This is a genomic window from Enterocloster sp. 210928-DFI.2.20 (assembly GCF_020554465.1).
GTDB lineage: Bacteria > Bacillota > Clostridia > Lachnospirales > Lachnospiraceae > Enterocloster > Enterocloster bolteae.
Genome location: NZ_JAJCHK010000030.1, coordinates 17,071 through 43,278, shown reverse-complemented (window position 1 = coordinate 43,278; position 26,208 = coordinate 17,071). Strand labels below are relative to the sequence as shown.

Below are 26,208 nucleotides of genomic sequence, written 5' to 3'. Positions count from 1 at the left end.
TTCCTCCCGGCATCTTCCTGCCGCCGCCCTCACCGGGCCGGCCTTTTATCTTAAATCCGCCGGCCTGGTTTAAAACAGCCAGCCGGGCGGCCAACATTCAGCCCCGAAGGGTTAAAAAAGCGGAGCAAACAAGGCGTGTTTCCACACCCATTTGCTCCGCTCTGTTCTCACGCAATCAATATTCAGTTCATACTAAACATTACATCCACGGAATTGCCTGATACAGTAACGCTGCCACTACTGCACCCACAACCGGCCCGATGATGACAACCGGTGCATAGCCCCAGTTGGAATCGCCTTTGCCCTTAATCGGCAGGACAGCATGTGCAAGACGTGGTCCCAGGTCACGTGCCGGATTGATGGCATAACCGGTCAGACCGCCCAGAGACATACCAATGGATACGATAATTCCAAATACAAGCAGTTTATCCACGCCTGGTGCAATGCCGGATACCTGGCCGATGCCTTTGATTGCAAATACAAGCACGAATGTTCCCACTGCCTCGCTTAAAATGTTGCGTCCCATGTTAGGAACGGATGGTCCTGTACAGAAGGTTCCCAGCTTGGTTGCCGCTGACTCGGTTGCGTCATACTGGTCCTTAAACAGAAGGTATACAATGACAGCGCCCACAAAAGCACCGGCAAACTGTGCCACAATGTATCCGGGAACAAGTCCCCATGACATACTTCCATCCACTGCCAGGGCAATGGTCAGCGCCGGATTAAAATGCGCGCCGGATGCAGCGCCGAAGATGAACGCGGGCAGCATAACCGCAAGGCCCCATGCAAAGGTAATCTGGATGGAACCAGCCCCCTTCATGCCTGATTTGTTGAGCGTCACGTTTGCTACAACGCCGTCACCTAAGATGATCAGTATCATGGTCCCCAAAAACTCTGCAATATATGGTAACATATAATAACCCCCTTATCTGTATGGCATGGCTCCGGCCCCTGTGCCAAGGGGCGCCGGAGGCCGGGCAGCCATGCTGAATCACATTGTTTCATACCCATATCTGATTAATCTTCTTTTGCCCATCCGTAAGAGCATTTCACGGCCTTGTTCCAGCCGGTCACCATCTCTGTCCTCTTCTCCTCTGAAATCTCCGGAGTAAAGGTGCGGTCGATGGCCCAGTTCTTGATAACCTCTTCCTTGTTTGCCCAGTATCCAACTGCCAGACCTGCCAGATAGGCGGCGCCCATGGCAGTGGTCTCCACGCACTGCGGACGGTTCACCGGAGCATTGATAATGTCTGCCTGGGTCTGCATCAGATAGTTGTTTGCGCTTGCTCCGCCGTCCACCTTAAGGGCTGCCAGCTCAATGCCGGAATCCGCCTTCATGGCCTGGAGCACGTCGTTGGTCTGATAGCACAGGGAATCCAGCGTAGCCCGGATAATGTGATACTTGTTGACGCCGCGGGTGATGCCCACAATCGTGCCTCTGGCGTACTGGTCCCAGTGGGGGGCGCCCAGTCCTGTAAAGGCGGGAACCACATAACAGCCGTTGGTGTCCTTTACCTTCTTGGCCATATACTCGGAATCAGGCGAGGAATCTATAATCCTCATCTCGTCCCTCAGCCACTGGATGGCGGCGCCGGCAACGAAGATGGAACCTTCCAGAGCATAATTTACTTTGCCGTCCAGGCCCCAGGCAATGGTGGTAACCAGGCCGTTCTTGGAGAATACCGGCTTCTCACCTGTGTTCATCAGCATAAAGCAGCCGGTTCCGTATGTATTCTTTGCCTCGCCCGCATTGAAACAGGTCTGGCCGAAAAGCGCTGCCTGCTGGTCGCCTGCCGCCCCGCCGATGGGGATTGGGCCGCCAAAGAACTGCGGATCGGATTCACCGTATACGAAACTGGATGGTTTTGCTTCCGGAAGCATGCACTTCGGAATGTTTAACTCGGCCAGAATCTCATCATCCCACTCTAATGTATTGATGTTGAACAGCATGGTGCGTGATGCGTTGGAATAATCGGTTACATGTACTCTTCCCTTGGTCAGCTTCCAGATCAGCCATGTCTCCACGGTTCCGAACAGCAGCTCCCCTTTTTCTGCGCGTTCCCTGACTCCTTCCACATTTTCAAGTATCCATCTCAGCTTTGTTCCTGAGAAATAAGCGTCAATCACAAGTCCTGTCTTGGCACGGAAGGTATCGACCAATCCTTTCTCCTTCAGTGTATCGCAGTACTCGGAGGTCCTGCGGCATTGCCACACGATTGCATGGTATACGGGCTCCCCAGTCTCCTTATCCCATACAATGGTGGTCTCACGCTGGTTGGTGATGCCGATGGCCGCGATATCCTCTGCGGTTGCCCCGATTTTGGACATAGCCTCCACTGCAACGCCTAACTGTGTGGACCAGATTTCATTGGCATCATGCTCTACCCAACCTGGCTTCGGGAAGTACTGGGTAAATTCCTTCTGAGCAACACTGCACATTTCCCCCTTTTCATTGAACAGGATACACCTGTTGCTTGTCGTACCCGAATCCAGTGCCATTACATACTTTGCCATAAAAAACCCTCCTTCTTGTTGTTCTGATACATACCATATGTATCATTTATACATAAACCCATTCTCCTTCCCCAGGAGAGCGGACTTAAGTTTCTAATTTCACATCAGCCATACTTTCTGATTCGTTGTGGATACGGATATGGCCCCGGCTGACAGGGCGGCCATCACGTCCTCCTTGTCTGATATAAGTCCCCCCGCTATGACAGGCACCTTCACCAGTCTGCACACCCTGCGTATCACCTTGGGCATGAGTCCCGGCAGTATCTCTATGATGTCGGGCCTGGCCACGCTCATCTGTTTCTCGATGTTTTCAAAAGCCATGGAATCCAATACAAAGACCCGCAGCGTGGTATACAAGGACAGCTCTCTGGCCCGTTTTATCAGGGCCGGCTTTGTTGAGATGATTCCGTCCGCACTGGTATTATTCCTGATGAAATCTACAGCAACCTCCTTGCTGCTGAGTCCTGTTATCAGGTCAATATGTACCATGGCCACTTTGTCTGACGCTTTAATCTGTTCGACGATGGTGCTGATATTGCAGATATCCCCAAAAAGGATGAACACCACCTTAATCTCATCTCTCTGGCAGCAGGCGTCAAGACCCTCCATGTCCTTCACCGCTGCTATGACCGGATTGGCTTCAATCAGGTCATATAATTTCTGGTTCATCGGTATCCCCCCTCACATAATTTCACCACTAAAAAGAGCATAGTTCTAAATCAACATTTCTGTCGTTTCACTATGCTCTCATCATCTCAGCAACTTTATTCGTCTGTCTTTATCTGTTTTCAATATAGCACATTGCACATACAAATTCAATAGAGGATTTTCTTTTCTCACATAATGTACAATTTTTTATCAATTTGAGCACTTTTTTCGTTAGTATTTAACAAGTTTTTAATGGAGTTTTACCATTTTTTAGTTATTATTTTAACAAAGTGACGATTTCGTCTATGGTCTTGCTTCCCATCACAATCCTGCTGTCATTTAGAATCATCATAGGCACCCGCTTAATATCATATTGGGCTACCAGGTCCTCATAAAGGGCCGCGTCAATCATTTCAGCCTCAATATTCGGATTCAGGAACGCAATCTGCTGGCAGGCTGTCACTACCAAAGGACAGTGATGGCAGGCAAGGGACACGCAGATCTTGATATTTGTCTTTTTGTCCAGCCGTTGGATTTTCTTTCTGGTACCCTTCGCCACCTCCTGTCCCGGCCCTGCCAGGTTATAGACAGCCAGCACAAAGGAGTTGATTTCCCTGCCTCCCGGCACCCCGTGAAACGCAGCCCGTCCGTAGGCCCCGTCCTTATACAGTCCTGTTACGGGCAGCCACGCCGTATTCAGTTCCGGCACCTGGTCCGCCTCATCCGGTCCGTATAACTCCAGCTCAAGGTTAGGACTTACAGAGACGACTGCCCTGAGAAAGGAGGCCATCTCCCGGTCCTTTTCCCCGGACAGATCCACCACTGCCCTGATTGTCACTCTTTTCTCCATTCTGCCGAAGATACCGGCCAGCTGCGTCTTAAGCCCCTGGTCCACCAGACTGCTTTCTTCGGGAATCGTATTTAAATCAATCGTAACATCCACCTCCCTACAGCATTCCCACCAAATCCAGGCTGGGTGTCAGCGTCTCTTCTCCCGGTTTCCACTTTGCAGGACATACCTGATCTCCATGTTCCTCCACAAACCGGGCAGCCTGAACCTTGCGCAGCAGCTCCTGGGCGTTCCGGCCGATTCCCATGTCATGAATCTCATACGCCTTAATCTTACCTTCCGGATTCAGGATAAAGGTTCCCCGAAATGCCTGGCCGGCTTCCTCATCCAGCACGCCGAACTCCCTGGCCAGCTTCCCCGCCGGGTCTCCCAGCATGGGATACTGTATTTTTTTGATGGTATCCGAGGCATCCGCCCATGCCTTATGGACAAAATGGGTATCCTCCGACACCGAGTAAATTTCACACCCGGCTTCCTTGAATTCCTCATAAAAATCAGCCAGGTCCCCTAACTCCGTGGGACACACAAAGGTAAAATCAGCCGGGTAGAAAAAAAATACAGACCAGTGCCCCAGGGTGTCCTCCCTGGTCACATCCATGAACTTCCCCTGATAAAACGCCTGTACCTTAAATTCCCCGATGGTCCTGTTAATCAGATTCCCCATAAAAATGCTCCTTTCTCCAATTGTTGAGACAACAACTCCGGTTTATCCGTAAATATACTGACTTTTCTGAGTATCAGTTTGATTGTAGCACAAGTTTTTGGAGAGGACAAGGGGGTGTCAGCGCCCCCTTCGCATCTGCCGCACCAGCTTCTTTGTTTCTTTGTCCACGCGGAAGGACTCTGTGATTTTCTGGAGCGCTTTATTGTAGGTCCAGTCGTCCAGGCTGCTCTGCTTCAGATATTCCATTACCTGGTCCGGGAATTTGACGAAATAGACGGAGACAGCCCAGGCCACGGCCATTTTGGCATAGTAACCCGGATGACGGACGCGGTCCAGCAGTTTTAGGGCGCGGTCCAGATAGTCCTGGTCTGTGTAATGGGATAACAGCATGACGGTTCCGAAACGCAGGTCGTATTCCCTGCCGGATTGGAAATAAGGCTGGATGAACTGCCAGACCTCTTCCCTGTAACGGCCGGTGATTTTAAGGGAGCCGCAGAATATATCGCACACTGCCCAGTTATTGATGGCCGGGACAAAGGCGGTTACGTATTCCCCGGCCATGTCCCAGTCACGGCAGCCTCCGCAGATACACAGCCCCCAGATTATCATTTCGTCGTAGAGAACGCCGTCTGCTCCCTGGCCCTTTTCCTTCCAGGCACACGATACCTCTTTTATGTACTCCTGCCATCCGCTTTTTTTCAGGTCTTTCGCGATACCACGGAGTTCCGGCGTGCGCACTCCCATGATGCCGGTGATTCCCGGCAGAAGCCGGCTGTGGAATTCCCGGTATTCCGGGTCTGACAGCTCTTCCAGTTTTTTTCTTACGGTTTCACGTATGGTTGGTTTATCTGGCATATTAATCTCCTGGTTTAAATGATAATGGTTTGCTGGCTCAGAGCGTGTCTGAGCAGTTCCTGCCGACACGCTTTAGAGAAGAAATTCACTGAGTACAAAGTTGCTTACATCCATTCCCCACTCGGTCAGGGATATCCAGACACCCTCGCGCTTTAAAAGTCCGTCCCCAATGAGACGCTCTATTACAGGCCCGTATACGCCTTCTATTTTGACCCCGAACATGGATACGAAGTCTATCTCTGATATGCCCTTTGTCATGCGAAGCCCCAGGAACATGAATTCCTCCATCTGGGCTTCCCTGGTCAGCTCCTCCACAGGGCCTCTGAGAAGGGCAAGGGCTGAGGATCCGCCTTCTTCGGAAAAATCCAGGTGCAGATAGGTGTCCAAATCCCGTTCATTGGAAAAACGTGTTCCGTTTATGCAGGAGGATGCTCCCAGACCCAGGCCCAGATAAGGTACTTCCCTCCAGTAACCGGTGTTGTGCAGGCACTCCCTGCCGGGCTTGGCGTAATTGGATATCTCGTAACGGCCATACCCCTGCTCAGCCAGAAAGGTCCTGGTAAAATGATAGATGCGGTTCTCTGTGTCCTCGTCCGGAAGGGCGGGATAAAGGGCCGCTCTTTTTCTGGGAAGAGGAGCCTGCTCTGTTTGGCCGCCGCCCCGCGGGTGCAGAAAACAGACATCATCTGTTTTAAGGCCGGTCTCCTCCCCTTCCCTCTTTCCGTAACGGTCCCAGAAGGGTGTTCCCTCCTCCACAATAAGGCTGTATGCGGATATGTGCTCCGGTTTCAGCATGGTCACCTTCTTAAGGGTATTCTTCCAGCTCTCCAGTGTCTGGCCCGGAATGCTGCTCATCAGGTCCACATTCACGTTGGTGAATCCGGCCATGCGGGCGCACTGGTAGCTTTTCAGGAATTCCTCAAAGGTATGGATTCTCCCCAGGTCCTTAAGTTCCTGATTGTCCGCGGACTGAAGGCCGATGCTCAGCCGGTTGATTCCCGCCGCACGGTAGATGTGAAGCTTGTTCTGAAGCAGGGTGCCGGGATTGACCTCTATGGTAATCTCCGCATCTCCCGCTATGTCAAAATTCCGGTTTAAAGCCTGCATGATATCCCTGATAAGACATGGTTCCATAACAGAAGGAGTGCCTCCTCCTATGAACACGGTCTTAACCTGGTATTCACGGCAGCAGGCACCCTGGACTTCTATTTCCCGGATCAGTTGTTCGGTATAAGCCTCATGAACAGACGCCAGCGCCCTGAAGGACAGGAAATCGCAGTAAAGACATTTCCTGGCGCAAAAGGGCACATGGATGTACAGCTCCAGGGGCTTTCTCTGTAAGTTTGTCATCTTATGATTTATCCCACCTATTTATTCGTCATCCAGCTTCAGCACACTCATAAATGCCTTCTGCGGAATCTCTACATTTCCAATCTGGCGCATACGTTTCTTGCCCTCCTTCTGCTTCTCAAGGAGTTTTCTCTTACGGCTGATATCACCGCCGTAGCACTTGGCCAGCACGTCCTTGCGCACAGCCTTCACCGTTTCCCTGGCAATGATCTTGCCGCCGATAGCTGCCTGAATCGGTATCTCAAACAGATGTCTTGGAATCTCATCCTTCAGCTTCTCGCACATCTTTCTTCCCCGTTCATAGGCGGAATCCGCATGTACAATAAAGGACAGGGCATCCACCTCTTCACGGTTCACCAGGATGTCCAGCTTCACCAGGCTGGAACGCTCATACCCCTTTAACTCATAGTCAAAGGAAGCGTATCCCCTGGAGCGGGACTTAAGGGCATCGAAGAAATCATAGATGATTTCATTTAAGGGAAGCTCATATTTCAGAAGGGCGCGGGTCGTTTCGATATATTCCATACCCAGGTAATTGCCCCTGCGCTCCTGGCAGAGCGTCATAATTGAACCTACAAATTCCGTGGTTACCATGATTTCCGCACTGACAATCGGCTCCTCCATGTACTCGATTTCCGTAGGATCTGGAAGGTTGGACGGATTGGTCAGCTCCATCATCTCGCCCGTGGTTTTATGCACCCGGTACACAACGCCCGGGGCCGTTGTCACCAGGTCCAGGTTGTATTCACGTTCCAGACGTTCTTCTATGATTTCCAGGTGCAGTAGTCCCAGAAAACCGCAGCGGAATCCAAAGCCCAGGGCAATGGATGTCTCCGGCTCGTAGAACAGGGAGGCATCGTTGAGCTGCAGCTTCTCCAGTGCGTCCCTTAAGTCATTGTACTTGGCGCCATCCGCCGGATAAAGACCGCAGTATACCATGGGAGTGACCTTTTTATAACCGGGAAGGGGAGATGCGCAGGGGTTGTCCCTGGAAGTCACCGTATCGCCCACACGGGTATCCCGCACATTCTTGATGCTGGCCGTGATATAGCCTACCATACCGGCTCGCAGCTCCTCGCAGGGAATGAACTGGCCTGCGCCGAAATACCCCACCTCCACCACATCCTCCTCGGATCCGGTGGCCATCATACGGATGGGGGTCCCTCTTTTTACGGTACCCTCCATGATACGGCAGAATATAATAACTCCCTTGTAGGAATCGTAGGTGGAATCAAAGATAAGGGCCTTTAAAGGCGCCTGCGGATCTCCCTTGGGAGCAGGTATCTTGTGGACTATGGCTTCCAGCACTTCTTCTATATTAACGCCTGTTTTTGCTGAAATATGTGGGGCGTCGCTGGCATCCAGGCCAATGACGTCCTCGATTTCCGCTGCCACCCGCTCCGGCTCCGCGCTGGGTAGGTCGATTTTATTGATAACCGGAAACACATCCAGGTCATGATCCAGGGCCAGGTATACGTTGGCCAGGGTCTGGGCCTCGATTCCCTGGGAGGCGTCCACCACCAGTATGGCGCCGTCGCAGGCAGCCAGGCTTCGTGATACCTCGTAGTTAAAATCCACATGTCCCGGCGTGTCTATCAGGTTGAAAATGTACTCGTTTCCATCCTGGGCCTTGTATACGGTACGGACTGCCTGGGACTTGATGGTGATTCCCCGCTCCCGTTCCAGGTCCATATTATCCAGTACCTGCTCCTGCATCTCACGGCTGGTGAGAAGTCCTGTTTTCTCAATAATACGGTCAGCCAGGGTGGACTTGCCGTGGTCAATGTGTGCTATAATGCAAAAATTGCGAATTTTACTCTGGTCAACTGTTGGCATGCTTTATCCTCTTTCTGTGGTATTTCTTCACCGGAAACTTGCGTGCATCCATATGGAAAACGCTTCCGTTCGCTTACTGAATTATACTATCTTTTCTATTTCCTTGCAACACCATATCCAAAAGTTCTGACAGGGGCTCCATGGCGTTTAACGCCTCCTCATACGTGTTTGTCTGAGCCCCCACCTCGATCAGGCTGGACTTGGGGCGCAGGTGTTCATTGTACCGGAGGCCCTTAAGGTATATCTTGCGGGTAAAGCCGGGATAATAGGCGGCGGCTCCCAGCTGCATCTGGAGGCTGAATGCCAGGTTATCCTCCCGGTACGGATTCTGCAGGTACTCAATGGGGCCCTCCGGTGTCTGGCTCAGCCCGTTAAAGAACATAATCTGCGCCGTATCCCTGCCGTCCACCTGGGTGACCAGATGCAGGTTCTCCCCCACCCCGTCCCTGTGGATATCTAACACCACCTCGATGGAAGGATTCTGCTGCAGTATGTTGGTGATTCCGTCCAGGGCATAATTATAAGCCTTGCTCCGGTCCAGCTGGCCGTTTTTCAAGTCATAAACCGATGTGTCGTGGTATACATTGTAACCCTTGGCTTCCAGAAGCCGGGTCAGGTAATCCCCCACGCCCACCACGGTCTGTCCCGGGCCGGAATCCTTATAGGCTTCCTGGGAATGGGTGTGGTAGATAAGTATCTGGGGCTTGGAATCATCCCCCTTCATGGTCATGTCACGGCTCAGCAGATCCTTGGCATTCATCAGGTCACGGCCCGCCGTGGTGGAGGTGTGGACACTGTAAAAATGTTTTATGAGGAAATCGTAATCCATCAGCTGTTCCAACACATATGTATTGCCGGTAATGGGGCGCTCCAGTGTCCCCGTTATGGTCTCCAGGGACTGGTTTGGCCCCTGGTATCCGGATGCCGTACCTCCCGCGCCGGCTGCCAGGTCCTGGCTGCTTTCTGTTTTGGCGCCACCCGCACCGCCAGCTCCTCCGCCCCGGACAGTTTCCCCTCCCTGAGCAGTTCCTCCTGCGCCCGCAGCGGCTTCCCCTGAGGCCAGGACTCCCGGTTCCTCCAGTGTCTGCTGGCCGGATTCCTCATTGCCGTACCAGGCAAGATACTGGTGTTCTTCATAAAATGTTTTAACCGCGTTGTATTTACGGTAAGCAGGATCCGGGTCATTGATAGCCCCGGTGCTTCCCCAGGCATCCGGCCATGAGCCTGACATCCCGGCATTTTCTGCGGGATGGGCCTGGTTCCATATGGCTTCCACCAGCCATTGACCGCCTGCGCATATCATATCTTTGTAATCACTCTTTGTTATGCTTCCGGCGGCCCGGCTGATATACCGGCCGCACAGGAGCATAAGCAGTATAAGGACCGTGCCGGTCAGAAACCGGCGCATGAGCCGGTCCACGCCTCCACGTCTTATTCTCATCAATTCATTCACCTGTCATCATACTATTATTATGATATGCAGGAACGTGGAGGATATTGCTTGTTTCGTAACCTTACGGAAAAACAGCCTGATGGATGCCCTCGGATATGGTAAAGCTTAACTGCTTCACGGACTGGTCAATGTCCGGAGGAGTGACATAAAGAGGACCGAATTCCGGCTCCAGTAACTCCCGTATAAGCTGGTACTGTCCGTCCGGGTCCATTTCCTCGATCCAGCTCCCGGTTCCCCTGGTACCCTCATTTTCCGCCAGCACCCCCACAAGGGCGGAGACGGTATCGTGAACAATGGCCGCCGCCCCCACCACGGTGGGAACCCCAATGGCCATCACCGGCACTCCCAAGCTTTCCTTTGTCAGGCTGTGGCGGTGATTTCCAACCCCGGAGCCCGGGTGGATTCCCGTATCCGTAAGCTGGATTGTGGTTCCCAGACGCCGCACGCTCCTGGCTGCCAGGGCGTCAATGGCAATTATCAGGTCAGGATGGGTTTCATGTATGATTCCCTTTAAAATCTCTGCCGTCTCCATGCCGGTCTGCGCCATGACTCCGGGCGCTATGCCGCTGATAGCAGGAAGTTTCCTGTCTTTCAGGAAGGTGTTTCCGTACTGTCCGTCCAGATGCCTTGTTACCTGCAGGTTATCCAGTACCCGGGGACCCAGGGAATCCGGGGTGACGGAATCATTTCCCAGCCCTACCACCAGGACCGAGGGCAAATCCTCCTCCCTGTACCCAATCATCTCCGCCATAAGCCTGCGTATCTGATGCGCCAGTTCTTCCGATATCTCACTGTGGTAATCGTCATCCGCCTTGGACAGCCGGTCTGCCTCCAGAGTAAGGTAGGTACCTCTGGGCTTTCCCATTGATTTGGCTCCCTGTTCATTCAGTATTTTTACCTCTGTCAGTTTTAAGCCGCTCTTTTGGTGATGCCATTCCTTCAGCCGGACTCCGGATACGTCTCCTCCTTCGCCCATGGAACTCTCACGCTGCTCCAGCGCCAGATCCGTTCTCACCTGGAATGTACCGGCCGCAGCCTCATTGACAGCGTTTACAGCTGCATTTTCCTCCATATTCATCCACCTCACATATCATTCTCCCATCAGTTTCTGCGATTATGGCCGGAAATATGTATGATTGGATTTGAAAGAGTCTGTTTTCGATTGGGGATATGATTGCAGCAGAAAAATCCCATGTCAAATGTCATGTCAAATTTCTTCAAAAATTCGCCAAATATGACTTGACATTCCGGGTCAGATTAGCTAGAATACAATAGTATGTTTACATTGAACTGTCCGTGTCCAGGCTTTGATGGAAAACACAAAGATTATAATATGAAGAACGGAGGTGTATTTCATTGGCTAACATTAAATCTGCAAAGAAGAGAATCTTAGTAAACGAAACTAAGGCTGCAAGAAACAAGGCGATCAGATCCAAGGTTAAAACTGCAATCAAGAAGGTTGACGCTGCTGTTGCTGCTGGGGACAAGGCTGCTGCCCAGGCTGCACTGCTGGCTGCTACCACTGAGATTGACAAGGCTGCTACCAAGGGAGTATATCACAAGAATAATGCTTCCCGCAAGGTATCCCGCTTATCCAAGGCTGTTAATTCCATCGCTTAATTTATAGAGATATTCATTGTTAAGGAATTTCAGACACTCTTCCTTCCGGCCCAACCCACCGGGAGGATTTTTTTTGCTTTAAATACAGCTCTGACTCCCCATTTTATACAGTGCATAAAATGAGGATTCCGGCCCATACTATCATCGAGGTGATAGATATGGCATCCTATGTTTCCCCGAAAATTCGGGACAAATTTGAAACCCTTTCCGTTGACTTAAAAAACTGCATTCTGGAGCGCAATGTACACCTGGAAACATTGCAGGACCTGATTAAGGTTCTGGATGAAATCGTGAAAGAGGGAAGCTGACAGCATCCAAAGGAGGCAGAATCATGAATCGTACCATGAATGAGGATACAGCGGAAAACAGGGACTGTTCCAACGATACGGACCATGTGAAGAAGGACAAGGGCGCTTATGCAGAGCCCCTGCCGGAATCTTTCAGGCCGCGCCGTGACGGCCCTGGCGGAGAGTAAGGCTTTAAGAGGGAAAAATCCCAGACAGATAAGCGGCTGCCTGCTTTGGCTGCCTGCGTTTCCTGCCTGGGATTTTTCACATTTTATTCCGGATACCGGTTTTACATATTGGCACAAACCTATTATTTCACATACTTAATATAGGTCAGAGCTGCTTCCAGACATCCTTCCACGCCTGCCAGTCCGCTGTTGAGGCAGATATCATATGCATCCATATCACCCCACTGGGTGGTGGAATAATATTCATGATATGCCTTGCGCCTCTTGTCCACTGCCAGGATGCTGGCCTTGGCCTCCTCTCTGGTGAGTCCGGGATTCAGGGACATGATACGGTTAATACGGTTTTCCATATCTGAGAATACAAAGATATTAACAGCGTCCGGAAGTATGGCATCTGCACAGCGCCCCACAATAACGCACGGCCCCTTGTCGTTCAGGTTGCGGATGACGGTTGCCTGGGCCGCATAAATGCGCTGGGTCATGGCAATCTGGTAGTCCGGCGGAACCTGCCGCGGTGAATAATTATCAAAATCCGGGTCCACCTCATCGTTGGCCTCTAATACGGAAGTCTCAATATTTCCTTCTTTCGCAATCATGGCTATCAATTCCTTATCATAAAAAGGAATTCCCAATCTCCGAGCCAGTTTTTCGCCAATCTCCCGTCCTCCGCTGCCGTACTCGCGGCTGATTGTAATTGCTCTGTTCATAACCATACCTCCTCATATCCCATTTTCATATTCTATGTCAGTAACCGGCTGCGGTCCTTACATATTCTCCTCGTCGTAGCGGGCTCTGATACCGCCGATAAACTTAGGTCTGGTCCTGGCGCATACCACATGGGCGCTTCCTATCTCTTTTGTCTTTATCCGCACAGGGACTGCCACGTCCTTCATATGCATGCCGATGAGGGTATCCCCGATATCAATTCCCGCATGGGCCTTGATGTGCTCCACTGCCACGGGGTGTTCCAGAGTGGCATACGCAGCCGTGGCAAAAGAACCTCCGGCCTTTAGCTGGGGAACCACATTCACCGGTTCATAGCCGTAAGCCTGAGCTGCCTCTGCCTCCAGAATCAGGGCACGGTTTAAATGTTCGCAGCACTGGGCAGCCAGATAGATTCCCTTTGGCTTTAGTTCCTGGTAAAGAGCCGTATACACAGCCATCCCTATCTCCGCGCTTGAGTGGGATCCAATCTTGAAGCTGTCTATCTCGCTGGATGAACAGCCCACCACCAGAATCTGTCCCGGCTTCAGACGGGCCGCCTCCATAAGCTCCTCCAGCACCTGCCTGGCCTGAGCCTTTAAATCTTCCAGTTCAATTGTCTCCATCATATCCATCGCCTTCATTCCTCTTTTTTTTATTCATATTTGTTTGCTATGAGCAGTTCCACCGCCAGCCGGTCCTGCAGCTTTCCGGTCTTAACGCCTTCCTCTGCATCCACACAGAGATTCACATAGGACAGGATCTGTTCCCTGGTAAATGTCTTGGCCTGCAGCATGATTTTTCCCACCACAAAGGGCTGAAGCTTAAGCCTGGACGCTATGGTGCTTTTATCCATCCCCTTTCCCATCAGGTCCTTGACCTGAAGGATTTGATTAAACTGCCTTGCTATCAGAAAAAGGATGCGCATGGGCGGTTCCTTCAGTGTCAGAAGATCCTCATAGAGGTCCATGGCCTTGCGGGTCTGGCGTGCCGCTATGGCTGTTATCATGTCAAATATTTTATTGGTTACCTGGGTGGTGCAGATGGTCTCCACGTCCTCATCCGTAATCACCTCGCGGCCCAGAGTATAGCTTATAAGCTTTTCCAGCTCCGAGCTGATGTTCTCCATGTCATCCCCAGCCTTGCTCAGAAAGAATTCCATGGTGCGGCCGGTAATCTTCCTGCCGTTTTTAGACAGGATGCCTGCCGCCCATCTGGCAAGCTGGGCCGGTTCCTGATGGCTCAGTTCCGCCGCATAGCCGTATTTCTTCACTGCCTTATATAGTCTGCTCCTCTTGTCCACTTCCGATTCCACAAAAACAAGACAGGTGGATTCAGGGATTCCTCCCATATACTCCGTCAGCTCGTCCGCTCCTGCCCCGCCTTTAAAGAATCCGCTGTCCTCCATCAGTATAAGGCGCTTCTCCGCAAAAAAAGGCATGGTGTCCGCAAGGCCGATGATTTCGTTTACATTCATCCCTTTGCCTTCAAAATAATTATAATTCATGGTATCCCCGTCGGTAAGGGCTTCTCTCAGACGGCTCTTATAACTTTTCTTTAAGAAGGCCTCTTCACCGAACAGAAGGTATACAGGCTTAAATGTACGGTCTTTTATGTCCTGATTCAATGTCTGCATGTAAAGGTCGTCCTTCCATATCCCGTCAATTGGCTGATGTTTTCCAATTTCAGTATAACACAGGGCAAGGTGATTTGTCACTAGAGCATGTTTGAAAAGTGGTGCTTAAGTGTCTGAAAAGCGCTGCCCAAGTGTTTGAAACGTCCTGATTAAGGTTCAAAGTTTCCTTGTTCATCTCCCGGATTTATAGTAGACTGTAATCATGGAACATATATATGGTGTAAGGAATCATGTTCATGCAAAAAACAGGAGGCAAGAGGAAACCATGGGGGAACAAAACTTAATACTGAAAAGGAAGCTTATCGTTCAGTCCTTCCTGCCGCTGTTCATTTTTATTTTTATCAGATACTTTGATTACAGGATGATATCATCCATATGCCATTTCATCCGTGAATTGATGCAGAGGAATTTCAGTGTCATGAACCGGATATGGGACCATCCATACCTGGGTCCATTTATCGCTGCATTCATTTCACTGGCATGCTCCCTTTACGGCATAACCGCCATGTGGCAGTTTAAGAGCATGCAGATGTCCGGATTTGTGGATGCAGGCGAAGAAATCGTGATTGAAGAAGAGATAACGGATTCCGGAATCACATTTTTCATGACCTTTGTGCTGCCTCTTTTGCTGGACGATGTGGAAACCTTAAGGGGCTTCATCATTTTTACCGGTATTTTAGGGCTGGTCATCCGTTTGATGTGGACCACCCATTTATATTATCAAAACCCCATATTGACTCTGTTGGGCTACAGGATATATAAATTCCGCTTCCTCAATCCTGTCATGGACGGCTGCCGGGATAAAACCATGATTGCAGTGTGCAGAACAGGCATTGCAGAGAAAAAAATAGTGAAATGGAAATATATATCGGATGATGTCTGCCTGATGTACAATAAAAACTGAAACAGCGGAGAAACATACAATGGAAAACAAAAGAGAACACAGCACGAACCATGCTACCCCAAAAACGCCAAAGGAAATAATTGTAAATTCATTAACAGAACTGTTTGCGGATGATGAATTTGGGTTTGATATGTTTATCATGCTGAAAACCGGGGAGCCCCCCATGAAGCATTTCGCTTTTTATGAGGGACCCACTGGCAGGGAACATGATTTTAAGCTCAAAGTCCAAAACTCCATCGTCAAGAGTATCAGAGATCTGTTTCTTGATGAGGAGGCTGAATATGCAATGGCGGAACAGGCAGGGGGCAATCAGAATATTTTTTACATCATAAAACAGAATGACGATTATAAGCCGTTTGAACTTCTGAATACCCCGGAAAAGCAAATGGGTCCTTTCTTCATGGATGACAGGGACAAGGCCGATGCAATACTCTTCCGCTTCAGAAGGGGCGTTCACAGCATCTGGGCTTACCAGTATATACTTCCCGCCACCATTCCCAATAAGAAAAACCAGCACTTTTTTGCCCGGATATTAGATACGGAACAGACTGATTGTTTTGTGGAAATGCCGGAACAGCTCTTTGTAATCACAAGAAAAGTAGATCTGCTCGTCATGGATGACAAAATCATCACCAAAGATATAGGCCTGATGCAAAGACATTTCGGGTTCAATGACTTCATCAAGGCATCAGCCAAAAAAGCGGTGTCTGATATTTCAGATATCCGTCTGGTGACTAATTGTGAAAAATTAACGGCATATATCGAGCGGAACCAGACTAAATATTCCCGCAAGATGATGCGGATTAAACACTACCATGTGGTGGAAAAGACAGCGGAGGAACTGATACAGATAATCAATACAGTCCCCCGCTGGCAGGGAGTATTTGATATCCGTGACGGACAGATTTATCTGAGGACCTTTAGGGATGTGGAAAACCTGATTGATTTATTCGATGAAAGATATACGGTTTCGCTGGTGACGGGGGATGAATTTGATACGGATGTAAAAAGGCTGGCTGCTCCGGGAGGGATGGGAGGGGCGGATTAAAACACATGAAAATATGCATGGAAACATTCCGGCAGCCTTTGAGATATGTGTTTTGGAAATAGCCTATGGGAGATACGAAAAAACACTGGAAAATCATGATTGACAGACGAACTGAAATTGGCTTATAATAAAGGTACAAAAAAGGCAGTTCACTCCAGTGAGTGGCTTCCAAAATATTTTATGTATCTATAAAAATAGTCACATTTGCTTTGGGAGGCGGGTGACTATTTTTTTGTACCTATAATCATAACGATAAGTACCCCAAACGCTATCATTAAAGAAAGTGCCTCATATGTACTCATGTTACACCACCTCCTTTCGGAGATGGAAGTCACCCAGCAGTAGGAACTGCCTGTACTAATTATACAAAAAAGCAATGTCACTGCATAGGGCATAATTAAAAAGAGGCGCTTGTATACCTTTTAAAATTATAGTAAAACTCTATATACAAAATATAAGTGGAGATTTGACGAATGACTAACCGAAATCATACTACCTAACATCCTTTTCGTCAGCCACGGCAATATGCTACGAAGCATTCCAATAGGATTGAGTGTATACGAAAGTAAATGCAAGAAAAGCGCTGAAAAATCATGATTGACAGATAAACTAAATTTAGTTTATAATAAAGGTACAAAAAAGGCAGTTCACTCCAGTGAGTGGCTTCCAAAGAATTTTAACTCAAAAAATAGTCACATTTGCTTTGGAGGGCGGGTGACTATTTTTTTGTACCTATAATCATAACGATAAGTACCCCAAACGCAATCATTAAAGAAAGTGTCTCATATGTACTCATGTTATACCACCCCCTTTCGGAGATGGAAGTCACCCAGCAGTAGGAACTGCCTGCTTCTATTATATAAGAGGTAAACGGGCTGTAAATAGGAAAATAAAAAAGAAACCCTTGTTTAAAGCATGAACTTATAGTAGACTTTAGCTATCAAAAAGTAACGGAGATACAGTAAATGACGAAGCAATCTAACAATAACATTAAAATCCTTTTCGTCTGCCACGGCAGGATTTACTGTTCGTGAGAAAAAGTCTTAAATCGTCTTAAATACTTCTATAAATAGCATTTCTTGTGTTCGATTCTCGATTTTACCAATGATTTACCAATATTTCTGGAGAGTCAGACTTGCAGAAACAACAAACCAGAATGAGGAGATTAAAAATATGAGCGGATTAAAGAAACACATTTATGAAGAGAAAAACGGACTGCATTACACTCTGAATGGAGATTATTATTTACCAGATTTGAAATTGCCGGAGGAACACCGCCCTATCGGAAAGTACGGACGGATGCACCGGGAATATTTAAGAGAAGTCCACCCAGCCAGATTGAATACATTGACCCTGACAGGGGAATTATGGACATATCTTGCAGATCTGAACGAACAGGCACAAAAGCGATTAGAGACAATCATAGAGCAGATGAAAGCTGCTGAGGGGGTCACAGAAGAATTAAAGAGTATCTGTCAGATGGAATGGGTGCAGCGTTGCAATAACATTCACAATCGGGCAGAAGAAATTATTTTGCATGAGATGATTTATTCATAACGATATGGTAGAATGATTATGACAAACTTGAATTTATAAAGGAGAATATTGATGAAACTATTTTTATGTTCGCATTTTTCAAGTGTAGGAAGTCTGATAAAGGAAGAAATTGAAAATAAGAAAGTCGCATTTATTCCAACAGCTTCGCTGCGTGAAGGCTACACCGGTTATGTCGGCTCGGCTCGAAAATTATTCAAAAAGTTGGGAGCAATCGTAACTGAAATTGATATTTCAACGGAGGCTTATTCAACGATACAGTCTGTTTTTGAAGATGCAAATGTGATATATTTTACCGGCGGAAATTCTTTTTTTCTTATGGACCGTCTCCGTAAAACGGGAACTGATGGGCTGCTGAAAAAGGAATTGGCAAATGGAAAATTGATGATTGGCGAGTCGGCAGGCGCAATTATATGCGCTCCAAGCATCCAATATATCCAGCAAATGGATGAAAAGCCGGAGGACTACTCACAAGAAGATGATGCAGGGCTTGATTTGATTGATTTCTATGTTCTTCCGCATTATCTTACAGCACCATTTAAGAAAGTTACTGAGAAAATAATGACTGAATTTTCGGATTTGAATCTATGCCCAATTAACAACCGTCAGGGAATTGTAATTGATGGTGAAGGTTCAAAGGTTATTTGCAAAGACTAATTTGAAAATTCTTGTTTGAAAAATTGAGAAAACGTAATATTGAACAAAAAAGAAATGCACAGTTCTTAGCTTATCGTGAACTGTGCATTTTTGTAAATAAATACTTTTAATTAGCCGATTACGGCATCCTCTGCTGTAAAATGTTCCAGAGAATTTTCTTTTACCTGAATGCAGATATAAGTAATTCCAGAAATATCGGATGCAAAAAACTGACGCTTTGCAGCAGGTGCGATTTTTAGCCAGTCTCCAGTTGAAAGGCTAATTTCTTCTCCATCAATTATGGCTTTGCCGTTACCTGAAAGAATTCCATAGATTTCTTCATTTTCTTTATGAGAATGAACAAATGGGACATTTGCTCCTGCAGGTAGTTCGTTTAAACTGATTTCTGCACCTGTTAAAGACAACTTTTCATGTAGCTCAATTCGGTTTTCCTTTCCAATAGTTGTTTTTGTGTAATTTGCCATAATAATACCTCCATAGTTAATTTGTAGTTTCTGGTTGCTTGGTATTAGTATAGTGTGAGACACATACAAAAACAAGTACGCACCTTTTTGTAACTGTACACTCAAAAATGAATGTGTTACAATAGACTCGGAGGTGAGAATTATGCGAGCAAAAGAAGAATTACCGGAATGCCCGGTTGCAACAGCAGTATCTCTTATCGGAGGAAAATGGAAACTGCTGATTTTGCGTAACTTGAAAGAGCGTCCATGGAGATTCAATGAGCTACAACGAAGTATAGATGGTATTTCACAAAAGGTTTTAACAGATAGTTTAAGACAAATGATGAGTGATGGGCTGGCATATCGCCACGATTACCATGAGCAGCCACCGAGAGTTGAATACGGCTTAACGGAACTCGGAACAAAAATGCTTCCAATTGTTAATTCACTTGCTGACTTTGGTAACTACTATAAATCAATTATTGAACAGAATTAAGGACGTTAGTATTTGAAAAGATCGAACAATCACAGTTTGGAGAATTGAAAAAAACGGAATTTACCTATTAAGACATATAAACTCTTGACAATAAAGCTCCTATATAGTATGTTTTTAATAAACTACTATATAGGAGCTTTTGAATGGAAATGAATGGAGGATTTCTTGTCACCAAAATAAAACAGCTTGGAGACCGGATTTTCGAGAAGATTCTCAGTGAAAAGAATATTGATGCGTTTAATGGAGCCCAGGGACGTATTCTTTATGTGCTGTGGCAGGAGGATGGTATCTCAATCAGGTCACTCTCGACTAAATGCGGATTAGCGATAACATCTCTTACTACGATGCTGGAAAGAATGGAAAATCAAGGGCTGATAAGCCGTGTTCAGTCTGAAACGGACAAAAGGAAAACACTCCTGTTTCTGACTGAGAAAGCACATACCTTAAAGGGCGAGTATGATTCTGTATCTGATGAGATGGGAAATATTTACTACAAAGGTTTTTCAAAGGAAGAAATTACCCAGTTTGAGGAATGCCTCGACCGCATCAGAAAGAATCTTGAGGAGTGGCAGAAGTCATGAGTATTTGTATCAAAGATCAGATTCAGAACATGAATATCGTCATCGGCTGCACAGTGGGGTGTACATATTGCTATGCCCGCAACAATGTGAAACGCTGGCATATGATCGATGACTTCGCTGATCCTGAGTTCTTTCCGGGTAAGCTCAAGATGATGGAAAAGAAACGTCCGCAAAACTTTCTTCTTACCGGCATGAGTGATCTCTCCGGATGGAAGCCGGAATGGAGAGACGAGGTATTTGCAAAGATCTATGAAAATCCACAGCATCAGTTCTTGTTTCTTACCAAGCGCCCCGATCTGCTGGATTTTGATACCGATCTGGAAAACGCATGGTTTGGCGTTACGGTGACGAGAAAAGCCGAACTGTGGCGTATCGACGCCCTTCGGAAAAACATCAGAGCAAAGCATTACCATGTTACCTTTGAACCGTTATTCGACGATCCCGGTACAGTTGACCTTTCCGGAATCAACTGGATCGTTGTCGGAACTATGACCGGGGCTCAGAGCAGGAAGATTCATACGGAGCCGGAGTGGGCATGGTCTTTGACAGACCAGGCACATACGCTCGGCATTCCGGTGTTTATGAAGGAAGACCTTGTCCCTATCATAGGGGATGAAAATATGATTCAGGAAATGCCGGAAGAATTTAATAAAGTGTTAGAGGTACAGAGATCATGGCAGAAGTAATAAATGGAATCCTCATTCGTGAGGTGGAAACAAAGAACATCATGACCAAGTCCAGTCTGCCGGTAGGCGGTTACTCGGTCAATCCCTATGTAGGCTGTACACATGCCTGCAAGTATTGCTATGCTTCTTTTATGAAGCGCTTTACCGGACACACGGAGGAATGGGGTACTTTCCTTGATGTGAAGCATTGGCCGGAAATTAAAAATCCGAAGAAATATGCCGGACAGCGGGTGGTCATTGGTTCTGTGACGGATGGCTACAATCCACAGGAGGAGCAATTCGGGAATACCAGAAAACTTCTGGAGCAGTTGATTAGCAGTGACGCAGATATTCTGATCTGCACAAAGTCTGATCTTGTGGTAAGGGATATTGATCTGCTGAAGAAGCTTGGACGAGTGACCGTTTCATGGTCGATCAACACACTGGATGAAAATTTCAAGAACGATATGGACTCTGCTTCGAGCATTGAGCGGCGCATCGCTGCTATGAAGCAAGTATATGATGCAGGTATCCGTACAGTCTGTTTCGTATCTCCGGTATTCCCCGGTATCACGGATTTTGAAGCCATCTTTGAGCGGGTAAAGGATCAGTGTGATCTGTTCTGGCTCGAAAACCTCAATCTTCGGGGCGGCTTCAAGAAGACGGTTATGGATTATATCGCCGGAAAATATCCTGACCTTGTACCGCTTTACGATGAGATCTATAACAAGCATAACCGCAGCTACTTTGAAGCGCTTGAAGTAAAAGCTGAGAAAATGGCTAAGAAGTATGATTGTGCCTTTGTGGATAATGAAATGCCTTATGGCAGAGTCCCGCAGGGACATCCGGTGATCGTAGATTATTTCTATCATGAGGAAATCCGTGGGACAGAGAATACCGGAAAAAGAAATCGCTAACTTTCAGTTTATCGGACAGATAAACTTATCCATGAAAGAGATTCAGCCAGCCGATTCCGGCTGGCTGTTCTGTTATTCCTTATACTCCAACACCGCTTTTATCATGGCAAATGCAAGCTCCTGTTTGCTGGGAGAAGTATCTTTCCAGAGTGCTTCTATTTCCCGGATAGTACTGATTTCGTTTTCTTCCAGTTCGTCTTGTAGAAGATAATCAGGCGAGATTTTCAGAGCCTTGCAAATGTCTATGAATACCGACAGGCTGGGCATTTTTACGCCGCCCTCAATCTGCCGGAGATAAGTAGCGTTGATATTGCACATTTCCGAAAGACGGTCAGCAGTTAAGCCCTGGTCTTTCCTTACTGCGTTGATACGCTTTCCTAATCCGTTCTTTTCCATAGTCCCACCTATCTGTTTATTAGCTATCAGTTATCATTTTGTACTCTTTAAGACTATAATATGATTGCCGTTTTCAATAGCTTCTGTTAGACTATAAGATATTAGCTTGTGGCTTATTGGAGGGTACGGATATGAAGAATATATGGAGAAAAATGCGGGACTGTTGGCTGGATTTCTGGGAAGATGATGAACTGGACATGAATAAAAAACATTTAAGCCAGCATGACAAGCGTTCCCTGCTTTATGGCGGTTTTATGATAGGGGTTGCTACATTTGGACTTTTCTCAATCGGTATTATAGCCGGGAATATATGGACGAACCATCAAAACCAGAAAGATATGGAAGAATTTTTAGGGACAGTTGTTACTTACATGGCAACCGCCACTGATGATGAATATGAGGAAATTGCTCAAACCATCCGGCATGATTTGGTGTACAGCCAGTATGGACAGGATGTTGAAAACCTTATCCGCTATATCCCGAATACGGCTGACGGTTGCTGTCTGGAACGGGAGCTACCGGAGCGTATCAATCTGGTTTTCCTAAATACCGGTGCAGCCTATGGGTTGGAAATATTCGATAATACCGAGCCGATTGAGAGCCAACGGGAAAGAGGCAGCACAATGATTACCTCTGGATATGATGAAATCAGCGAAGCTCACTTAATGATGATGTCAAATCCCAATAGCGGCAGCGCTACCGCTTCCATTGACCGGGGACGGGGCATTGTGAGCGCCCACAAAATGAAAACACATTTTTGTGATGATTGTATCCGGGAAATCCTGACTATTGTTGAAGATGAATTTATAGACGAAGCTGTGATTTATGACGCAGAGGAAAAGACCTTTTACCCTGTCACAGAAGGGGGCTTGCAAATCGGGGACTATGCTTTCCACACTTACTATGAGGATGGCAGCTATGAAATAGAAATTGCATATACCGGCGAATAAAAGACGCTGCCGTTGTAGGAACACCCATTCCCACAACGGCAGTTTTCATTTCCAAGGTCTGCGCCGGAAATTCATGCCGGAGTGTTTGATAAGCGGGGACTTGCGGAACAGCTTTTTCAAGGTGGTGCGTTCTTCTTCCGAGAGCCGCTTATATTTAAGCTGGAACGCCTTGCAGAATATCTCTGTAAATTGCTGCACCCTGTCCCCCGGCGATTGCATAGCCTTTTGGACTTCCCGGATCAGCTCATCGGCGGGCGTGGTATCCGGCGCACTTTCACTGTCATTTTCGTGTGCCTTGCGTATGTCATGGAGAATGGTGTCCCATGTTTTATGTGTCACATGGCAGAAAAAATCTTCTTCCTCTACCTGACAGGCTTCCAATACTTTGATTGCCCGGTCTGCCGCCGCTTCGGGATGTGCTTCCAGTATCATAGCCCGCACAGCAGCCAGCGAACTGTTCATGTCATGGAAACGCATGGTTGCTATCCCGTCCACATAGATTTCTGCGTCTGCCAGCAGTTCCCGGAATTTTTCATGGGAGATAATCTCACACAGCAGCCGGTTGTTGAAGCGTTCGCTTTTCAGAAGTTCCACAACTTCATCATTGATATGCAGCTCCGTAAGTTCTATATTTTCTGGATTGCGGTTGTCTGTCCTGCAAAGCAGATAATCGGTGGACACCTGATAAAAGTCTGCCAGTTTTAAGATACTTCCGTGGTTGATTTCCTTGCAGCCCTCTGTTGATTCATAACTTCCGAGAGCAGATTTTGAAATGCCAACGGCAGCTTCCAGTTCTTCCAAACTTAAATGACGCTCCACCCGTAAATCTTTCATTCTTTCGGGAATGGAAACATTGCACTTCATAAGGTTCAGCCCCTTTCCAGCGGCATATATGTCCGCTGGATTTATTATAACATACTATTTCCGCAATCGTGGAAATTTCTGATTTTTACCCTTAATTCCTACTTTGTGGACATACGGCACAGGGCACAAAAATGTTCTATGATACAGGTAGTTCATCGATGGATTATTCCAATCGAATGACCAGCCTGTGTGGGATATGCTTCCCCGGCGATGTAGCGCCATGACTTTTGGCAGGGATGTGGGGGAACCCGGACCGAAACGAGCGTACCAAAGGGAGCGATACGCCGCTGTGAGATTCAGGGGAGGAACGACACCGGGGAGAACTGGCGAACTGACACCGAAATGATACCGAAACACGACAATCTGATAGGGGGACAGTCTACCCTATCGCTGATACTTCGGGAGATTTTAGGCGGCTCTATGGCTGTAATTTTGCCGAAAATCGCCCCGAAACCATACACTAAAACGGGAGGAAGCGCAATATGCCGAGAATGAGCAAAAAGAGGAAGTATGAGCTTTCCTTTTACCTCAATGACCGGGGGCGTGTCACTTACAACGAATTATGCCGGAAATGCCAGCATGGGTGCAAGCAGAGCTTCCGGGCGGTTGTGATTGACTGCCCCCGTTATTTATCCAAACGAGGAAAGAAAAAGGAGGAACACACAGAATGAATTTTGAATTTATGACGATAGACACACCACTGCCGCCATGTATGCCATTTCCCAGAGCGTTGACAGGATTTCCAGTTAGCAGCACCGCAAAGGTCATGTACTGCCGGATGCTGGACGCTATGCTATCCAAAGGGCAAGAGGACGAGAACGGAATCCTGTTTGTCTGCTTCCCTGTCACAGCCATTGCCGCAGTCCTGTCCCGCAGCCCCATGACGGTCAAGCGTTCTCTGAATGAACTGGAAACCGCCGGACTGATCATGCGGGTGCGTCAGGGCGTTGGAGAGCCAAACAGGATTTATGTGCTGATACCGGGAAAGGAGAACGCTGCCCTTGCCTGATACCTCAAAGCTGGAAAAGCTAAACTGGGAGCTGGAGAAAAGCGAAAAGAAACTGCGGAAAGCCATCAATGATGAAAAGGTATTGCAGCACCAGTTGAAGCAGCTTACCCGAAAGGAACGGACGCACCGGCTCTGTACCCGTGGCGGTATGCTGGAAAGTTTTCTGCAAGAGCCGGAACGCCTGACAGATGATGATGTCATGCTGTTGTTGAAACTCATTTTTCACAGGCAGGACACGCAGGAACTATTGAAAAAACTGCTGGAACGGGAGAAGCCGGAAACCCCTTAGTTTACTAAGGGCGCAATTATACACCACCCAGAGGTTGGTGCATTGCGTTCTCCGAAGGCTCCTCGCCGGAGGACTGTGATTTTCCGCAGTCATGGTCTGCTCCAAATCAAACAGGGGACGCTACGCTTCCCCTGCGCTGGCTGCCGCCAGCTACCCTTTTGTGGACTTGCCATCTGGGGACACCTTGCCTTGCAAGCTGTTCCCAGCCGACAAATTTCATAAAATATGCTATCTTTTCGATAGCCAATGAAGTATAATGAAGATGACAACAAATCGGAATTTGGAGGAACTTATGATGAAAAAAATGATAATGGCATTATGTATATTCATTTGTGCGTTTACTTTAGTTGCGTGTTCTGGACAACAAACAAACGAACCACTTACTTTAGGTGTCAATGCGATAATAACAGAAATTGATAAAGAAAATAAAATCATAACCACAAAAGATAGCGGAGAAGAAGGTGTTTTAGGGGATGATTGCCTTATTGATTGTTCCCAAATTCCTATGATTTATTGTAATTATGATACACAAGATGTTATAGATATAACACTTGATGATTTACAGGTGGGGGACGAAATCATTTTGACTATTCGGAGTTCAGAAATAGAAAATCTTCAAAAGGAAGATGACAATAAAGCAAAAATAGCAGTTGAACAATTACAATTAGGTACACAGAAAATTAAATAATTCCCAGTTTGTTATTCCACACACATCGGGTCAACTTGCCCCGAACTTTTACAACTAAATACCCGCCGCCCACACAGCGGCACACCGAACAGGAAATCTGAAAAAAGGTCTCCTGCTTTTTTTTGCCCCAAATGAGGTGGTAAA

Annotated in this window: 34 protein-coding genes; 16 read left to right on the top strand and 18 right to left on the bottom strand. The window is 47.5% G+C overall.

What is annotated here, in order from left to right:
• Positions 1-199: 199 nt before the first annotated feature.
• The 10 genes from LI015_RS21545 to gpr form a co-directional block, all read right to left on the bottom strand.
• Positions 200-913 carry an MIP/aquaporin family protein gene (locus LI015_RS21545; protein ID WP_002569414.1) on the bottom strand — a complete coding sequence of 238 codons (714 nt, stop codon included), beginning with the start codon at positions 911-913 and terminating at the stop codon, positions 200-202.
• Positions 914-1,017: 104 nt separating this feature from the next.
• On the bottom strand, positions 1,018-2,514 hold the full coding sequence (gene glpK, locus LI015_RS21540; protein WP_002569415.1) for a glycerol kinase GlpK: 1,497 nt from the start codon (positions 2,512-2,514) through the stop codon (positions 1,018-1,020).
• Between the two features lie 99 nt (positions 2,515-2,613).
• Positions 2,614-3,183 carry a glycerol-3-phosphate responsive antiterminator gene (locus tag LI015_RS21535; RefSeq protein WP_002571201.1) on the bottom strand — a complete coding sequence of 190 codons (570 nt, stop codon included), beginning with the start codon at positions 3,181-3,183 and terminating at the stop codon, positions 2,614-2,616.
• A 256-nt stretch (positions 3,184-3,439) separates the two neighbouring features.
• Positions 3,440-4,105 carry a thioredoxin family protein gene (locus LI015_RS21530; RefSeq protein ID WP_002569417.1) on the bottom strand — a complete coding sequence of 222 codons (666 nt, stop codon included), beginning with the start codon at positions 4,103-4,105 and terminating at the stop codon, positions 3,440-3,442.
• A 4-nt stretch (positions 4,106-4,109) separates the two neighbouring features.
• Entirely contained in the window at positions 4,110-4,676 is a 567-nt protein-coding gene (gene ahpC, locus LI015_RS21525) for an alkyl hydroperoxide reductase subunit C (protein WP_002569418.1), read from the bottom strand.
• Positions 4,677-4,793: 117 nt separating this feature from the next.
• Positions 4,794-5,531, bottom strand: a complete 738-nt coding sequence (locus LI015_RS21520; RefSeq protein ID WP_227126358.1) for a DNA alkylation repair protein — start codon at positions 5,529-5,531, stop codon at positions 4,794-4,796.
• Positions 5,532-5,603: 72 nt separating this feature from the next.
• A complete protein-coding gene (locus LI015_RS21515) occupies positions 5,604-6,881 on the bottom strand; it encodes a coproporphyrinogen-III oxidase family protein (protein WP_002569420.1) in 1,278 nt (425 codons plus the stop codon).
• A 21-nt stretch (positions 6,882-6,902) separates the two neighbouring features.
• On the bottom strand, positions 6,903-8,717 hold the full coding sequence (gene lepA / locus LI015_RS21510) for a translation elongation factor 4 (RefSeq protein ID WP_002569421.1): 1,815 nt from the start codon (positions 8,715-8,717) through the stop codon (positions 6,903-6,905).
• 73 nt (positions 8,718-8,790) lie between these two features.
• Complete coding sequence (locus LI015_RS21505; RefSeq protein WP_007037749.1) at positions 8,791-10,158, bottom strand: stage II sporulation protein P; 1,368 nt, start codon at positions 10,156-10,158, stop codon at positions 8,791-8,793.
• A 73-nt stretch (positions 10,159-10,231) separates the two neighbouring features.
• A complete protein-coding gene (gene gpr / locus LI015_RS21500) occupies positions 10,232-11,242 on the bottom strand; it encodes a GPR endopeptidase (protein ID WP_002569423.1) in 1,011 nt (336 codons plus the stop codon).
• A 284-nt stretch (positions 11,243-11,526) separates the two neighbouring features.
• Between gpr and rpsT the strand changes: the two genes are divergently transcribed.
• The 3 genes from rpsT to LI015_RS21485 all read left to right on the top strand — a co-directional run bounded on the left by rpsT (position 11,527) and on the right by LI015_RS21485 (position 12,265).
• Positions 11,527-11,790, top strand: coding sequence for a 30S ribosomal protein S20 (gene rpsT, locus LI015_RS21495; protein WP_002569424.1), 264 nt, complete (start codon positions 11,527-11,529; stop codon positions 11,788-11,790).
• Between the two features lie 158 nt (positions 11,791-11,948).
• Positions 11,949-12,098: a hypothetical protein gene (locus LI015_RS21490; protein WP_002569425.1), complete on the top strand. Its 150-nt coding sequence runs from the start codon at positions 11,949-11,951 to the stop codon at positions 12,096-12,098.
• A 23-nt stretch (positions 12,099-12,121) separates the two neighbouring features.
• Entirely contained in the window at positions 12,122-12,265 is a 144-nt protein-coding gene (locus tag LI015_RS21485; RefSeq protein ID WP_002569426.1) for a hypothetical protein, read from the top strand.
• Positions 12,266-12,387: 122 nt separating this feature from the next.
• Here LI015_RS21485 and LI015_RS21480 read toward each other — a convergent pair whose 3' ends face one another.
• From LI015_RS21480 to holA, 3 genes are read right to left on the bottom strand one after another with little or no spacing between them, the layout of a single operon-like run.
• On the bottom strand, positions 12,388-12,972 hold the full coding sequence (locus LI015_RS21480) for a cytidylate kinase-like family protein (RefSeq protein ID WP_002569427.1): 585 nt from the start codon (positions 12,970-12,972) through the stop codon (positions 12,388-12,390).
• Positions 12,973-13,029: 57 nt separating this feature from the next.
• A complete protein-coding gene (locus tag LI015_RS21475; RefSeq protein ID WP_002571204.1) occupies positions 13,030-13,602 on the bottom strand; it encodes a TIGR01440 family protein in 573 nt (190 codons plus the stop codon).
• 20 nt (positions 13,603-13,622) lie between these two features.
• Entirely contained in the window at positions 13,623-14,603 is a 981-nt protein-coding gene (gene holA / locus LI015_RS21470; RefSeq protein WP_002569429.1) for a DNA polymerase III subunit delta, read from the bottom strand.
• A 265-nt stretch (positions 14,604-14,868) separates the two neighbouring features.
• On the opposite strand from holA, the gene LI015_RS21465 reads away from it, so the two are divergent.
• A complete protein-coding gene (locus LI015_RS21465) occupies positions 14,869-15,507 on the top strand; it encodes a hypothetical protein (protein WP_227126357.1) in 639 nt (212 codons plus the stop codon).
• Positions 15,508-15,526: 19 nt separating this feature from the next.
• The gene (locus LI015_RS21460) at positions 15,527-16,555 is read left to right on the top strand and encodes a DUF4868 domain-containing protein (protein ID WP_227126356.1); all 1,029 of its coding nucleotides are present in this window, start codon (positions 15,527-15,529) and stop codon (positions 16,553-16,555) included.
• Positions 16,556-16,779: 224 nt separating this feature from the next.
• Here the strand turns inward: LI015_RS21460 and LI015_RS28870 are convergent, their stop codons facing one another.
• Both LI015_RS28870 and LI015_RS28865 read right to left on the bottom strand, forming a co-directional pair.
• Positions 16,780-16,857 carry a putative holin-like toxin gene (locus LI015_RS28870; protein ID WP_227126364.1) on the bottom strand — a complete coding sequence of 26 codons (78 nt, stop codon included), beginning with the start codon at positions 16,855-16,857 and terminating at the stop codon, positions 16,780-16,782.
• A 416-nt stretch (positions 16,858-17,273) separates the two neighbouring features.
• Positions 17,274-17,324 (bottom strand): hypothetical protein, encoded by a 51-nt coding sequence (locus LI015_RS28865; protein WP_235622266.1) that lies wholly within the window; start codon positions 17,322-17,324, stop codon positions 17,274-17,276.
• A 404-nt stretch (positions 17,325-17,728) separates the two neighbouring features.
• Here LI015_RS28865 and LI015_RS21445 point away from each other — a divergent pair, with 404 nt between their 5' ends.
• Positions 17,729-18,112 (top strand): TnpV protein, encoded by a 384-nt coding sequence (locus LI015_RS21445; protein ID WP_227126355.1) that lies wholly within the window; start codon positions 17,729-17,731, stop codon positions 18,110-18,112.
• Between the two features lie 51 nt (positions 18,113-18,163).
• Positions 18,164-18,766 carry a Type 1 glutamine amidotransferase-like domain-containing protein gene (locus tag LI015_RS21440; protein WP_117576419.1) on the top strand — a complete coding sequence of 201 codons (603 nt, stop codon included), beginning with the start codon at positions 18,164-18,166 and terminating at the stop codon, positions 18,764-18,766.
• A 110-nt stretch (positions 18,767-18,876) separates the two neighbouring features.
• On the opposite strand, the gene LI015_RS21435 is transcribed toward LI015_RS21440, so the two are convergent.
• Entirely contained in the window at positions 18,877-19,230 is a 354-nt protein-coding gene (locus LI015_RS21435; protein WP_004614173.1) for a cupin domain-containing protein, read from the bottom strand.
• A 142-nt stretch (positions 19,231-19,372) separates the two neighbouring features.
• Between LI015_RS21435 and LI015_RS21430 the strand changes: the two genes are divergently transcribed.
• The 4 genes from LI015_RS21430 (at position 19,373) to LI015_RS21415 (ending at position 21,868) form a co-directional block, all read left to right on the top strand.
• Positions 19,373-19,705 (top strand): winged helix-turn-helix transcriptional regulator, encoded by a 333-nt coding sequence (locus LI015_RS21430; RefSeq protein WP_008373705.1) that lies wholly within the window; start codon positions 19,373-19,375, stop codon positions 19,703-19,705.
• A 143-nt stretch (positions 19,706-19,848) separates the two neighbouring features.
• Complete coding sequence (locus LI015_RS21425) at positions 19,849-20,286, top strand: radical SAM mobile pair system MarR family transcriptional regulator (RefSeq protein WP_117576420.1); 438 nt, start codon at positions 19,849-19,851, stop codon at positions 20,284-20,286.
• The gene (locus tag LI015_RS21420; protein ID WP_117576421.1) at positions 20,283-20,972 is read left to right on the top strand and encodes a radical SAM mobile pair protein A; all 690 of its coding nucleotides are present in this window, start codon (positions 20,283-20,285) and stop codon (positions 20,970-20,972) included. The genes LI015_RS21425 and LI015_RS21420 overlap by 4 nt, the downstream gene beginning before the upstream one ends.
• Positions 20,960-21,868 carry a radical SAM mobile pair protein B gene (locus LI015_RS21415; protein ID WP_118036393.1) on the top strand — a complete coding sequence of 303 codons (909 nt, stop codon included), beginning with the start codon at positions 20,960-20,962 and terminating at the stop codon, positions 21,866-21,868. Before LI015_RS21420 ends, LI015_RS21415 begins: the two co-directional genes overlap by 13 nt.
• 72 nt (positions 21,869-21,940) lie before the next feature.
• Here LI015_RS21415 and LI015_RS21410 read toward each other — a convergent pair whose 3' ends face one another.
• Positions 21,941-22,264 (bottom strand): helix-turn-helix domain-containing protein, encoded by a 324-nt coding sequence (locus tag LI015_RS21410; RefSeq protein WP_227126354.1) that lies wholly within the window; start codon positions 22,262-22,264, stop codon positions 21,941-21,943.
• Positions 22,265-22,395: 131 nt separating this feature from the next.
• On the opposite strand from LI015_RS21410, the gene LI015_RS21405 reads away from it, so the two are divergent.
• Positions 22,396-23,214 (top strand): hypothetical protein, encoded by an 819-nt coding sequence (locus tag LI015_RS21405; protein WP_117576423.1) that lies wholly within the window; start codon positions 22,396-22,398, stop codon positions 23,212-23,214.
• A 45-nt stretch (positions 23,215-23,259) separates the two neighbouring features.
• Here the strand turns inward: LI015_RS21405 and LI015_RS21400 are convergent, their stop codons facing one another.
• Positions 23,260-24,078: a helix-turn-helix domain-containing protein gene (locus tag LI015_RS21400; RefSeq protein ID WP_069432586.1), complete on the bottom strand. Its 819-nt coding sequence runs from the start codon at positions 24,076-24,078 to the stop codon at positions 23,260-23,262.
• 482 nt (positions 24,079-24,560) lie between these two features.
• On the opposite strand from LI015_RS21400, the gene LI015_RS21395 reads away from it, so the two are divergent.
• The 4 genes from LI015_RS21395 (at position 24,561) to LI015_RS21380 (ending at position 26,064) form a co-directional block, all read left to right on the top strand.
• A complete protein-coding gene (locus tag LI015_RS21395; protein ID WP_064786541.1) occupies positions 24,561-24,749 on the top strand; it encodes a hypothetical protein in 189 nt (62 codons plus the stop codon).
• Entirely contained in the window at positions 24,746-25,087 is a 342-nt protein-coding gene (locus tag LI015_RS21390; protein WP_227126353.1) for a DeoR family transcriptional regulator, read from the top strand. Before LI015_RS21395 ends, LI015_RS21390 begins: the two co-directional genes overlap by 4 nt.
• Positions 25,080-25,376, top strand: a complete 297-nt coding sequence (locus tag LI015_RS21385) for a DUF3847 domain-containing protein (protein WP_064786540.1) — start codon at positions 25,080-25,082, stop codon at positions 25,374-25,376. The genes LI015_RS21390 and LI015_RS21385 overlap by 8 nt, the downstream gene beginning before the upstream one ends.
• Before the next feature lie 292 nt (positions 25,377-25,668).
• Complete coding sequence (locus tag LI015_RS21380; RefSeq protein WP_117576424.1) at positions 25,669-26,064, top strand: hypothetical protein; 396 nt, start codon at positions 25,669-25,671, stop codon at positions 26,062-26,064.
• Positions 26,065-26,208 lie beyond the last annotated feature (144 nt).

Excerpts from the sequence above, each read along its gene's own strand:
- LI015_RS21395 (WP_064786541.1), top strand. The coding sequence starts at position 24,561 with ATGCCGAGAATGAGCAAAAAGAGGAAGTATGAGCTTTCCTTTTACCTC.
- ahpC (WP_002569418.1), bottom strand. The coding sequence starts at position 4,676 with ATGGGGAATCTGATTAACAGGACCATCGGGGAATTTAAGGTACAGGCG.
- LI015_RS21430 (WP_008373705.1), top strand. The coding sequence starts at position 19,373 with ATGCGAGCAAAAGAAGAATTACCGGAATGCCCGGTTGCAACAGCAGTA.
- LI015_RS28870 (WP_227126364.1), bottom strand. The coding sequence starts at position 16,857 with ATGAGTACATATGAGGCACTTTCTTTAATGATAGCGTTTGGGGTACTT.
- LI015_RS21405 (WP_117576423.1), top strand. The coding sequence starts at position 22,396 with ATGAAGAATATATGGAGAAAAATGCGGGACTGTTGGCTGGATTTCTGG.
- LI015_RS21400 (WP_069432586.1), bottom strand. The coding sequence starts at position 24,078 with ATGAAGTGCAATGTTTCCATTCCCGAAAGAATGAAAGATTTACGGGTG.
- LI015_RS21380 (WP_117576424.1), top strand. The coding sequence starts at position 25,669 with ATGATGAAAAAAATGATAATGGCATTATGTATATTCATTTGTGCGTTT.
- LI015_RS21545 (WP_002569414.1), bottom strand. The coding sequence starts at position 913 with ATGTTACCATATATTGCAGAGTTTTTGGGGACCATGATACTGATCATC.
- glpK (WP_002569415.1), bottom strand. The coding sequence starts at position 2,514 with ATGGCAAAGTATGTAATGGCACTGGATTCGGGTACGACAAGCAACAGG.
- LI015_RS21485 (WP_002569426.1), top strand. The coding sequence starts at position 12,122 with ATGAATCGTACCATGAATGAGGATACAGCGGAAAACAGGGACTGTTCC.
- LI015_RS21445 (WP_227126355.1), top strand. The coding sequence starts at position 17,729 with ATGAGCGGATTAAAGAAACACATTTATGAAGAGAAAAACGGACTGCAT.
- LI015_RS21475 (WP_002571204.1), bottom strand. The coding sequence starts at position 13,602 with ATGGATATGATGGAGACAATTGAACTGGAAGATTTAAAGGCTCAGGCC.
- LI015_RS21390 (WP_227126353.1), top strand. The coding sequence starts at position 24,746 with ATGAATTTTGAATTTATGACGATAGACACACCACTGCCGCCATGTATG.
- LI015_RS21515 (WP_002569420.1), bottom strand. The coding sequence starts at position 6,881 with ATGACAAACTTACAGAGAAAGCCCCTGGAGCTGTACATCCATGTGCCC.
- LI015_RS21490 (WP_002569425.1), top strand. The coding sequence starts at position 11,949 with ATGGCATCCTATGTTTCCCCGAAAATTCGGGACAAATTTGAAACCCTT.
- LI015_RS21535 (WP_002571201.1), bottom strand. The coding sequence starts at position 3,183 with ATGAACCAGAAATTATATGACCTGATTGAAGCCAATCCGGTCATAGCA.
- holA (WP_002569429.1), bottom strand. The coding sequence starts at position 14,603 with ATGCAGACATTGAATCAGGACATAAAAGACCGTACATTTAAGCCTGTA.
- LI015_RS21440 (WP_117576419.1), top strand. The coding sequence starts at position 18,164 with ATGAAACTATTTTTATGTTCGCATTTTTCAAGTGTAGGAAGTCTGATA.
- LI015_RS21425 (WP_117576420.1), top strand. The coding sequence starts at position 19,849 with ATGGAAATGAATGGAGGATTTCTTGTCACCAAAATAAAACAGCTTGGA.
- lepA (WP_002569421.1), bottom strand. The coding sequence starts at position 8,717 with ATGCCAACAGTTGACCAGAGTAAAATTCGCAATTTTTGCATTATAGCA.
- gpr (WP_002569423.1), bottom strand. The coding sequence starts at position 11,242 with ATGGAGGAAAATGCAGCTGTAAACGCTGTCAATGAGGCTGCGGCCGGT.
- LI015_RS21465 (WP_227126357.1), top strand. The coding sequence starts at position 14,869 with ATGGGGGAACAAAACTTAATACTGAAAAGGAAGCTTATCGTTCAGTCC.
- LI015_RS21420 (WP_117576421.1), top strand. The coding sequence starts at position 20,283 with ATGAGTATTTGTATCAAAGATCAGATTCAGAACATGAATATCGTCATC.
- LI015_RS21435 (WP_004614173.1), bottom strand. The coding sequence starts at position 19,230 with ATGGCAAATTACACAAAAACAACTATTGGAAAGGAAAACCGAATTGAG.
- LI015_RS21410 (WP_227126354.1), bottom strand. The coding sequence starts at position 22,264 with ATGGAAAAGAACGGATTAGGAAAGCGTATCAACGCAGTAAGGAAAGAC.
- LI015_RS21460 (WP_227126356.1), top strand. The coding sequence starts at position 15,527 with ATGGAAAACAAAAGAGAACACAGCACGAACCATGCTACCCCAAAAACG.
- LI015_RS21415 (WP_118036393.1), top strand. The coding sequence starts at position 20,960 with ATGGCAGAAGTAATAAATGGAATCCTCATTCGTGAGGTGGAAACAAAG.
- LI015_RS21505 (WP_007037749.1), bottom strand. The coding sequence starts at position 10,158 with ATGAGAATAAGACGTGGAGGCGTGGACCGGCTCATGCGCCGGTTTCTG.
- LI015_RS21520 (WP_227126358.1), bottom strand. The coding sequence starts at position 5,531 with ATGCCAGATAAACCAACCATACGTGAAACCGTAAGAAAAAAACTGGAA.
- LI015_RS21480 (WP_002569427.1), bottom strand. The coding sequence starts at position 12,972 with ATGAACAGAGCAATTACAATCAGCCGCGAGTACGGCAGCGGAGGACGG.